The sequence below is a fragment of the Synechococcus sp. UW105 genome (genome assembly GCF_900473935.1).
Taxonomy (GTDB): domain Bacteria; phylum Cyanobacteriota; class Cyanobacteriia; order PCC-6307; family Cyanobiaceae; genus Synechococcus_C.
Genome location: NZ_UCNN01000019.1, coordinates 402,709 through 412,125 on the forward strand (window position 1 = coordinate 402,709; position 9,417 = coordinate 412,125).

The 9,417-nt window shown below is 58.5% G+C and carries 9 protein-coding genes; 5 read left to right on the plus strand and 4 right to left on the minus strand.

The genetic code is table 11. The features are described from left to right. Window positions 1–126: 126 nt before the first annotated feature. Window positions 127–1,626, minus strand: coding sequence for a metallophosphoesterase (locus DXY16_RS09345; RefSeq protein ID WP_115120998.1), 1,500 nt, complete (start codon window positions 1,624–1,626; stop codon window positions 127–129). 41 nt (window positions 1,627–1,667) lie between these two features. Next, complete coding sequence (locus DXY16_RS09350) at window positions 1,668–2,975, minus strand: YegS/Rv2252/BmrU family lipid kinase (RefSeq protein WP_115120908.1); 1,308 nt, start codon at window positions 2,973–2,975, stop codon at window positions 1,668–1,670. 692 nt (window positions 2,976–3,667) lie between these two features. Between DXY16_RS09350 and DXY16_RS09355 the strand changes: the two genes are divergently transcribed. Together DXY16_RS09355 and DXY16_RS09360 are read left to right on the plus strand one after the other, a co-directional pair. Then, window positions 3,668–3,850, plus strand: coding sequence for a hypothetical protein (locus DXY16_RS09355; protein WP_115120909.1), 183 nt, complete (start codon window positions 3,668–3,670; stop codon window positions 3,848–3,850). Between the two features lie 203 nt (window positions 3,851–4,053). After that, window positions 4,054–5,688 (plus strand): FAD-dependent oxidoreductase, encoded by a 1,635-nt coding sequence (locus DXY16_RS09360; protein WP_115120910.1) that lies wholly within the window; start codon window positions 4,054–4,056, stop codon window positions 5,686–5,688. On the opposite strand, the gene DXY16_RS09365 is transcribed toward DXY16_RS09360, so the two are convergent. Further along, window positions 5,685–5,900, minus strand: coding sequence for a hypothetical protein (locus DXY16_RS09365; RefSeq protein WP_115120911.1), 216 nt, complete (start codon window positions 5,898–5,900; stop codon window positions 5,685–5,687). The two genes, DXY16_RS09360 and DXY16_RS09365, sit on opposite strands and share 4 nt — an antisense overlap. Window positions 5,901–5,985: 85 nt before the next feature. Here DXY16_RS09365 and DXY16_RS09370 point away from each other — a divergent pair, with 85 nt between their 5' ends. After that, window positions 5,986–6,219 carry a hypothetical protein gene (locus DXY16_RS09370; RefSeq protein ID WP_115120912.1) on the plus strand — a complete coding sequence of 78 codons (234 nt, stop codon included), beginning with the start codon at window positions 5,986–5,988 and terminating at the stop codon, window positions 6,217–6,219. 80 nt (window positions 6,220–6,299) lie between these two features. On the opposite strand, the gene DXY16_RS09375 is transcribed toward DXY16_RS09370, so the two are convergent. Then, window positions 6,300–7,520, minus strand: a complete 1,221-nt coding sequence (locus tag DXY16_RS09375) for an iron-containing alcohol dehydrogenase (RefSeq protein WP_115120913.1) — start codon at window positions 7,518–7,520, stop codon at window positions 6,300–6,302. Window positions 7,521–7,570: 50 nt separating this feature from the next. On the opposite strand from DXY16_RS09375, the gene DXY16_RS09380 reads away from it, so the two are divergent. Together DXY16_RS09380 and DXY16_RS09385 are read left to right on the plus strand one after the other, a co-directional pair. Next, the gene (locus DXY16_RS09380) at window positions 7,571–8,389 is read left to right on the plus strand and encodes an SdiA-regulated domain-containing protein (protein WP_115120914.1); all 819 of its coding nucleotides are present in this window, start codon (window positions 7,571–7,573) and stop codon (window positions 8,387–8,389) included. Continuing rightward, window positions 8,376–9,341, plus strand: a complete 966-nt coding sequence (locus tag DXY16_RS09385; RefSeq protein WP_115120915.1) for an SDR family NAD(P)-dependent oxidoreductase — start codon at window positions 8,376–8,378, stop codon at window positions 9,339–9,341. The genes DXY16_RS09380 and DXY16_RS09385 overlap by 14 nt, the downstream gene beginning before the upstream one ends. Window positions 9,342–9,417: the final 76 nt, after the last annotated feature.

Here is a 9,417-nt window from a genome sequence, read left to right on the forward strand (position 1 = left end):
GATGGTCTCGTCACGGTCTGAGCCAGCTGGACGAGCGAGAGGCGGGCTTGCATCCTTGTGCAGTCAGCACATGCTTCCGCTTTTCTCCCAGCACATCTGGGTGCGGACCTTGATCGCTTGATGCCGTTATGGCGTCTGTGCTGACTGCATCGGTAGGGGGATCGAGGGCAAGGCGGCGTCGTGCCAGCAGCCGTTGTCTCGGTAGGAGACCAGTGGTGTCAATTGGATCCGGAGTGGTCGACCTGCTGAGATGTCAACCCGAAGTCCGCTGTAGGCACTGGTTCCCTTTCTCCAGTTCCTGCCGATGAAGAGTTCGCTGCTGGCAACAGGCCTCAGCTGATCTGATTGATTGCGCTCTTCCAGGACTACTCCATCGCGACGTTGGGACCTAAGCCCATAGCCGCTACCTCCGCAGATCACCCAATTGAGGTTGCGATCGGCATGACCCGTTTCATGGCTACGCAGCACTTCCATGCAATGGGCATGGCCACTCAACACCACATCGACCAGGGGGTGCTTGCTCTGGCCGATCGTCTTGGCTACATCGTTCAGAACCTCTCGCAGGCGTTGTCGGATCGCCTGGGTATCGGCCTGATTCCATTTTGTTTTTTCGCTCACATAAGGCGGGTGGTGCAGCATCACGATGCGTCCTCGGCTGGATGGGTCTTGGTGTGATTCGATCAGCCCATCCCGTAGCCATTGCAATTGTTCGTGGTCGACCGTTGAGGGCGTGTTGAGCCGCCGCTGACGATCCAGTAACTCCTCCTGCAGTGTTTCGAGTTCGTCCATCACCCCATCTCGCTCCTCTTCATTGCGGAGACTCGCCAGCTCCTGAAAGCGTTGGGCTTGTTCCTGCTTCAGGGCCTTCAGTTCTTTGATGAGCTCCGTGTGATTTCCAGACTGCTTCAGTGGAGCGATCAGTGTGTTGGAGTCGATGGCGAAGACATCCACTCCCGCATGGCGAAAGCGGTAGTAGCGGTTGGGAAGACAGGTCTGCACTCCCGGGCGGTAGCGAAGGCAGCGCCGTCCGTTCCACTCGGCGCTGTAAACCGTGTCCAAATGGTGGGCCAATTTGGCTGAAGGAATGTCGTGAAGCACATCCAGAAAAGCGCGGGCATACGCCTCGCCCTGACGGGAGCCACGCCAACCGGCATCCACATCATGAAACCATTGCAGATGCTGGCGAAACGGGAGCGTTAAGCCTGCGACCAGTCTGATCGGAAAGGCCAGATCGTAGTAATCGTGATTGCCGGGAACAGGCAGGAAGGGTTGATTGAATGTCAGCTGTTTCGGGTTGACGGTTTCCCACTGCATTCCGTCCACCAACCACTCGCGATAGGGGCGGATGAAATTGCGTTGGTACTGAGCCGTTGCTCCCACCAAATACACGACATCACCGGTATGCAGCAGAAAGGCGGCATCCTGTTTGTGCTCCAGTAGCCGTTCAGCGATGCGACGCGGGGGGCTGTGAAGGCGATGACGACCGGTTCCGCTGTCGCCAACTACAAGAAAATGAAACGCCCCGTCTTGTTCTGATGGCTGATGGTGGTGATCCAGGACGAACTGGGTTTGGTCGATGCCGCGCGTCTGCAGGGCGGGATGCCCCCAACGGATACGGTCCTGCATCCGTTGGATTTTGATTTGGATAGAAGGATCGCTGGCGAGATTCAAGGATTGAGCCGGATCGGTGCCACGACGACCAGAGCACCCGGTTCTACGGAGATCGAAAGGGAGCGCGTTTCAGTGATTTCTCCATCCACCACCAATTTCTGGTTTTCATTCAGCTCCACATCTAGAGCCTTGGTTCGAAAACAGACGATGTTGTCATGGTGGGATGCGTTATTGAGGATGGCCGACCAAGCCAGACTTGTGAGCACGGACAAACCCCCAATCCTGTCTTTTGGGGACGCAACAATCACTTCCAACAGGCCATCGTCTGGGATGACCTGACCAAAACCCTGGGCCATCACCGATGTGGCTGGCGCAGCATTGGCCACGGTGATCGCACTGGCCTCGACTTTGTGTTCCTTCCCTTCCATGCGCAAGGTGGCCGGGAAGGGCTTTTGGTCCACCATCTGGCGTGCGCCCGAAAAGATGTAAGCCATCGGGCCCAGAATGTTTTTCAGTTCTCTGCTCGCTTTATTCACCATCCCCGCCTCAAATCCCAGGCCGCTGAGCAGGATCATCGGTTTGTTGTTGCACAGTGCCACATCCACCCGACGGGTGTTGCCGAGTAAGAGGTTTGTGCAGGCGGCTTTGAGGCTTGTTGGGATGCCGAGGGCCACGGAAAAGGCATTGGCTGTTCCCCTGGGGATGATGCCCAGTGGAATTCCACTGCCCTGTAGGGCACTGGCCACGGCGCCGACGGTTCCATCGCCACCCGAGGCGATCACAATGGATTCCCCCTCTCCGGTCTGATCGAACGCCTTGATCTCTTTGATCAGATCCCGAGCTTGCTCAGCAGGATCAACACCTTGTTTGGTCATCCAGATCTGCAGCATGATCTGCGGTTCCAGATAGGCGCGGATCTCTGCCAACTCCGCTTCTGAATTGCCCTGGCCTGCAACGGGGTTAAAAATCAGATACCCCCGTCGGCTGCCCTTGATTCCTCGCACCAGTGCAGACGCTGAGGCTGGGTTCAGGGCGATGGGAAGGTCGCTGAGCAGGGCCGCTCGCACCAGAGGCTCGGAGAGCACTGAGGCCGATCGTTCACTGGTGGGTGATGGAAAGTGAATCAGACCACTGATTTCACCCTGGAGGATTGCCGACGCTAAAGCGATGTCGCCACCCTCTTTGATGGCTCGGCTAGACGAGATATTCAGAGCCAGCGCTTTGTTGTGGAGCTGGAGTTCTGCTTGGACATCCTCAGCGACCTGCAAACTGAAGCCAACGAGAAGGTCTGCGTTGTTCTCGATCCAGGTGCGTAAGGCTGGGCAGACACCAGGGTCGGCGTTGAGAACCAGGTTGGATGGCATTGAGGCAGAGGGAAAGCGCGAAAGTGAAGGCCACTGAGTGAAGCCACTGACATCCCGACTTTCGGCGTCCCAGCACTCCTGAGGCAGTTGGCTGGATTCCCCAATGCTCGGTAGGCCGTGGGTTCCCTTCTTCTTGTTAGTGGATCATGTTGTGATTGTCAGCCAGGCCAAAATTTCTTTCTCTTTCATTCGCACACCTCCTTCCCTCCGTTGGCGTTCTCTGCCTCACTGGAGTGCCCTCGTTTGATGACGTCAGTTGCCTACATCGTGATCACAGAGGCTGGTGAACCTGTTTGTGAATGTGTTGTAACTCCATAGGTTTGATCTGTCTGATTCTCTGATGCTGCGGTTTGTCTCTCCGCTATTTGTGTTCCACTATTGTTTGCACTAGATAAGCCCTACGTGAGATGATTGTCCTATCAGGCCTGCTTGAAGACTGACTCTTGCCATTGTTGCAGTATTCATTTGCGCTTCATTCGTCTTGTTGCAATCAGACTGTTAATTGGCACGGTCAGTGGACCTGTTCAGGATTGTTTCTCGCCTTTTTATGCCTCTGGTGCTCAGGCTGTTGTCTCAACCTTCAACGCGACATTCTCTTGGCTTTGAGGTATTGGCTCGCCTTGTAAGAGTTTGATCACCAGCTGACAAGGTTTTGCTTGGTTGCTAAGCCTTCAGAGAGCTCTACCAATCCAATGAAAACTGCACTCGCTGCACTGGTTGTTGCCCTGGCAGCCCCTTTTGTGGCTTTCGCGGCTCCAGTCGCTCCCGATTTCGTTGTGGCGCAAATCGAGCAAGACTGCGAAGAAGCGGTGGCTGATGACGACCAAGCGACGGACTCCGAGGAGAATTGCATCGCTGAGGCTGAGAAGTCTTAAGCAGCCGCAAGCTGGGCTCTGCTAGCTCCAATGATCCAGTTGTGAATCGTCTGGCGCTCAGCCCAGGCCGTGCGTTTGCGTTCGATCAGCTCAAAACGATGCAGACGTCGTTTTCATCAACGTTGGAGCTGAGATTGTTTTCCTCTGTGAACCCATGGCTCATGGGTTCACTTTTCTAAATTGAGCTGATCGAGTTCAGCTCTATGACCGAGGCGACCACCCCTGGCAGCAAGCCATCCCATGTGGTGGTGATTGGAGCCGGTTGGGCAGGTTGGGGTGCGGCCAAGACACTCTGCGAAGCCGGTGTTCGTGTCACCTTGATGGATGGTCTGGCCGATCCAACTGGCATCAAGCCATTGACCAGTCACAGTGGCAAGCCGTTCGAGGCCGGTACCCGGGGCTTTTGGAAGGACTATCCCAACATCAATGCGCTGACCAGTGAGCTCGGGCTCGGCTCGATCTTTACCGAATTCACCACCAGTGCGTTCTGGTCACCCGAAGGTCTGGAGGCGACTGCACCTGTGTTCGGCGATGCGCCGTTCTTGCCGAGTCCACTGGGTCAAGCCTTCGCCACGCTCAACAACTTCAAGCGGCTCCCGGTTCAGGATCGGCTCAGCATCGCGGGTCTTCTCTACGCCATGCTCGACCTCAACCGTAGTGATCGGGTTTACCGCAACTACGACGCGATCGATGCGCTGACGCTGTTTCGGCAGCTGCGGATCAGTGATCGCATGATCGATGAATTTCTGCGGCCGATCCTCTTAGTGGGATTGTTCAAGCCGCCGGAGGAGCTGTCGGCTGCCGTCACGATGGAGCTCCTTTATTACTACGCCCTGGCCCATCAAGACTCCTTTGATGTGCGCTGGATCAAGTCCAAAAGCATCGCTGAACATGTGTTTGCGCCCCTGAGCAAACGGCTGTGTTCAGAGCATCAGCTTCAAGTGCTGGGTGGCACCCTCGCCACTCGCCTCAACCTCTCGGATGACATCCACAAGATCCGTTCGGTGGAGACCTGTTCGGTCACAACAGCCAACGTCGGTGTGATTGAGGATGTGGATGCCGTGGTGCTTGCGGTTGGTGCCAAAGGGATGGGGGCCTTGATGGCTCAATCACCGCAGTGCGCTGCCTTGGTGCCAGAACTGGTTCGTGCCGGCACGCTCGGATCCATCGATGTGGTCTCGATCCGTTTGTGGCTGGATCGCTACGTCCCGGTTGCCGATCCCGCCAATGTGTTCTCTCGCTTCACTGCCCTGAAGGGTGCCGGAGCCACCTTCTTCATGTTGGATCAGTTGCAGCGGGATGCGGAGCAGGCGCTGTGGGCTGATCAGAGTCCACAGGGGTCTGTGGTTGCCAGCGACTTCTACAACGCCTCGGCGATCGCAGATCTCAGCGATGAGGAGATCGTTGCTTGCTTGATGCAGGATCTGCTGCCCATGGCGCAGCCTGGTTTCCGCAGTGCCCAGGTCGTGGACCAGGAGGTGCGGCGTTATCGGGGGTCGGTGTCTTTGTTCTCGCCAGGAAGTTTCAGCCAGCGGCCACCGCTGGAGACGTCTCTGGCTTCTGTGGTCTGCGCTGGAGACTGGGTGCGGATGGGCGAGAAGGAACACGGTGCTAAGGGGCTCTGCCAGGAACGCGCCTATGTCTGCGGTTTGGAAGCAGGCAATTCACTGCTTCGGCGCGGGATTGTTAGGGGCTTCGGCCTGCCTGGTAACCGGCTGCACCCTGTGATTCCTATACGCAGCGATGAACCGCAAGTGCTGCTCGGGCGTGCGCTCAACAAGTTGGTGATGGATCCCCTCGAAGCCTGCGGGATTCGCTGGCCCTGGTTGGCTGCTTAGCGATTGCAGCTTGTGGTGCGCCACAACAGTGCCGAGGGCTGGGGCGCAACGCTGCAACAACCGTGGTCGGCCCAAGGGAAAGCCCCGCCTTGGGGACGGGGCTTTCGGATATGGCAGACGCAGGTCAGAACGGTGGTGACGTTTTTTGGGTTGTCCTTCACCGTGCCTTCACGATCGCCCCGCTGCTCGAACTCAATGGTGATCAGGCTCACTTTGCGCTGTGCGGTTATCCCATCCCCCCAAGACTCTCTTGTGCTGTCTTTGGATCCATAGGGTCTCAACACCGATTCAATCGCGATGTCTGACGCCTCCACCCAACAACAGTCGTGCAAGGGCAACAAGCGGGCGATGCTCACCTACGGCGTGATCCAGATCTCAGCCACGGTCGTCTCCGCCATCTCCCTGGCAGCGATTGCCTTCGGGCTCTGTGCCGTGAAGCAGGAGAGCAAGCTGTTCAACGGCTGTGTCGAGGCTGTTGTCGCTGATGGCCGCTCCAACGCCGAAGCGGTTCGTTATTGCAACGGCGGTTGAGCCAAACGTTGGCCGTCGATGATCCAGCCGATTGGGAATGAAGCAGTGCTCTGCCCAGCGTTCCTGATCGCTGGGCAGGATTATCGAAAGCAGTTGTCGCTGTGGTCTTGTAGACGCGAGACCAGGGCCTCGCAGTCCGTCTGCGTCATCAGGCGTGGCACTGGATAGCCAGGGTGGGCTTCTTTGAGAGCGCAACGGCTGATCTGAGGGATGTGCTCCTCGCGAAGTTCGGCAACAGTGGCAGGGATCCCAAGATCTTGCTTGAGTGCTTCGATCCAGGCGATGAAGGCCAGTGCCAGCCCCTGCTCGCTGCCATCGCTGCCTTCGAGTTCGATCGCCCTTGCCATTTCGGCGAGTTGCTGCTCGCAGCAGGGGTGTGACCAGCGCAGCACCTCCGGCAACACGATGGCGTTGGCCAAGCCATGGGGAAGTCCGTAAAGGCTGCCCAGCGCATGGGCGATGGCATGGGCATACCCCACATTGGTGCGCGTGAAGGCTGCACCGGCTTCATGGGCCGCTAGAGCCATCTGCAGTCGGGCACTCTCATCTCTGCCATGGCGATGGGCCTGTAACAGCCAGCGGTGAATCCGCCTCAGCGCCGAGAGGGCCTTGCGCCGGCTCCAGGCGCTGCCGTTGCGGCCGATGTACGACTCCACGGCGTGGGTGAGGGCATCCATGCCGCTGGCGGCGGTGATCGCTGGTGGCAGGCCCAGCATCAGCATTGGATCAATCACCATGATTCTGGGGAGCAGCTTCAAGTCGGCGATCGCGAATTTGCCGTGCCGTTGCGGGTCAGTGAACACCGCTGCGATCGTGCTTTCCGAGCCGGAGCCCGCGGTGGTGGGGAGGCAAGCCAGGGGCGGCGGCGGTGCGAGCACCCGGAAGAGGCCCTCCATCCAGCGCAGAGGCAACCAGGGGTTGCCCACGCGAGCGGCGATGCCCTTGGCGCAGTCCATCACCGAGCCCCCTCCCACTGCGATCAGGCTGTCGCAGCCGTTGCGGCGGTAGCACTGCAGACCGGCTTCCACGCAGGCGATGGTGGGGTTTTCAAGCACCTGATCAAACACGCTGCATGGCAGCCCAGTGGCTTCCAGGTCCCGGATCAACGCTGCTGGAAGCTGCAGCTGCATCAGCTGGCGATCGCTCACGAGTAGGGGACGGCGCCAGCGACGCCTGCTCAGCTCTGCCGCCAGTGTCTGGCTGGAACCGGCTCCGATCAGCCTGTGCTGACGGGGGAAGGGCAACACCCTGGCCAGGCCTTTGAGCAGGAGCTGGTAGGAGCGGATCAGCAGAACCTGCATGTGACTGGATCGAGCAACCAGAATCGACTGAGTCGCGACATGGGTCGCTGATGGGGAAACTACGCCTCAAGCTGATCAGCAGTCACCGCATTCGTGATCCAGGCATCGGCCTGAATGAACCATCGGGCCTCAGCTTGAACGCTGACGGCACGGCGCTTTACACCGTGAGTGATGACACCAAGGCCATCTTTTGCATGGATCTCGAAGGTCGTGTGTCGCTCAACGACTCCTTCTTCATCCCTGCACAAGGCCTTGAAGGGATTGCCATCAGCTCAGACGGTACTCAGCTCCTGGCTGTGCAGGAAGAGACCAACTCGCTCATCACGGTTGACATTGTCAGTCGCCGGGACCTGCATCAACGTCCACTCTCAGCGATGGCTCACTACGGCAGTCTTGCGGCGTATTTCCCGGATCCACCTGACAACAAGGGCTTGGAGGGAATCACGGTCAATACGACGAATGAGCATGTGTTCGTTGTGAAGGAGGCTGAACCAGGCCTGCTGATCGAACTGGATGCGGCGTGCAGCACGATCCTGTCATCGAGGCAGCTGACGGAGGCGAATGGTTTCTCACACCCGAAGCTGGGGACGCATCAATTGGACTTCTCTGACCTCAGTTACGACAGGCATCGCGACACCCTTTGGATCACTAGCGACAAAGGCCAGTGTGTGTTCCATTACGACTGGCATGGCGATGCAGTCCTCCAACGCCTTGATCTGGTGATCAAGCCAAAGGATCAACCAAACGACAAGCCGAAGCGCATCCGTAAAGCGGAGGGCATCGCCATCGATCCAGACCGTGGCAGGGTCTATGTGGTGAGCGATCGTGACGCTCGGCTCTATGTGTTCAAGCTCCATGACTCGTGTTGAACCAGCCAGGATTTTGTTCACCGGCGGCAGCTCTGGGATTGGTCTTGAGGCGGCCAGGCTCCTGAACGCCCAAGGGCATGAGCTCACGATCCTCTGCCGCAACCAGGCGAGGGCTGATCAGACGTTGGGCCTTTTCGGCGGAGCCGTCCGCACTCTGATCTGCGACCTGGCCGATCTCACGGCTGTGGTTGACATCACCAATCAGCTCCGCGAGAGCGACACATCCTTCGATGCATTGGTGCTGAACGCAGGCCTCCAATACGCCGGAGCCCGCCAGCCACGCTGGAGCTGCCAGGGCATCGAACTCACCTTTGCAGTGAATCAGCTGGCCCATCAGTTGATTGCGATGCGCCTGATGCCCGTGCTGCGTCGGTCAGCCAACCCGCGCCTGGTGATCACGGCCTCGGAGGTGCATAACCCCGCCAGCGGCGGCGGCAAGGTGGGCCGGCCGGCAGCCCTGGGAGATCTGGCGGGGCTACGCGCTGGGGCAGGCTTCGTGATGGTGGATGGCAGCGATTGTTTTGATGCCGACAAGGCCTACAAAGACAGCAAGCTCTGCAATCTGCTGATGGCACGGGAGTTGAACCGGCATCTGGATGGAGCGATCCCCGTGATTGCCTGGAGTCCCGGTCTGGTGATCCCCCGTAGTGGTGGTGGTTTTTTCCGCGACAACCGCCGGCGAAATCCGCTGGCGATGGCGGCCTTCGCTCTGGTGGCCCGTGATCTGTTTCGGATCACAGAATCGCTCGAAGGCGCCGGCAGACTTCTGGCGCAATTGGTCATGGATGACAGCGCCACGCCCGGATTTACCTACATCGCCAACACATTGGTCCGCCCCGGTGTGCATCACCTTGAGGCGGAGGCCACGAGTGCTGAAGCTGCTGATCTGCAGAAGGCGGCGGAGCTGTGGGAGCTCTCGGAGTTGTTGATGGATCGCGCCACCAGTCACTGAGGTTGGCGTGATGACCTAGACGACACTGCTTGATGATGGTTGGAGCTTTGGTTCAGTGAGACGGCATGGTTGCGTT

Bases quoted from the DNA above. Each gene is read 5' to 3' on its own strand.
- DXY16_RS09345 (WP_115120998.1), bottom strand. From the start codon at position 1,626: ATGCAGGACCGTATCCGTTGGGGGCATCCCGCCCTGCAGACGCGCGGC.
- DXY16_RS09350 (WP_115120908.1), bottom strand. From the start codon at position 2,975: ATGCCATCCAACCTGGTTCTCAACGCCGACCCTGGTGTCTGCCCAGCC.
- DXY16_RS09355 (WP_115120909.1), top strand. From the start codon at position 3,668: ATGAAAACTGCACTCGCTGCACTGGTTGTTGCCCTGGCAGCCCCTTTT.
- DXY16_RS09360 (WP_115120910.1), top strand. From the start codon at position 4,054: ATGACCGAGGCGACCACCCCTGGCAGCAAGCCATCCCATGTGGTGGTG.
- DXY16_RS09370 (WP_115120912.1), top strand. From the start codon at position 5,986: ATGTCTGACGCCTCCACCCAACAACAGTCGTGCAAGGGCAACAAGCGG.
- DXY16_RS09375 (WP_115120913.1), bottom strand. From the start codon at position 7,520: ATGCAGGTTCTGCTGATCCGCTCCTACCAGCTCCTGCTCAAAGGCCTG.
- DXY16_RS09380 (WP_115120914.1), top strand. From the start codon at position 7,571: ATGGGGAAACTACGCCTCAAGCTGATCAGCAGTCACCGCATTCGTGAT.
- DXY16_RS09385 (WP_115120915.1), top strand. From the start codon at position 8,376: ATGACTCGTGTTGAACCAGCCAGGATTTTGTTCACCGGCGGCAGCTCT.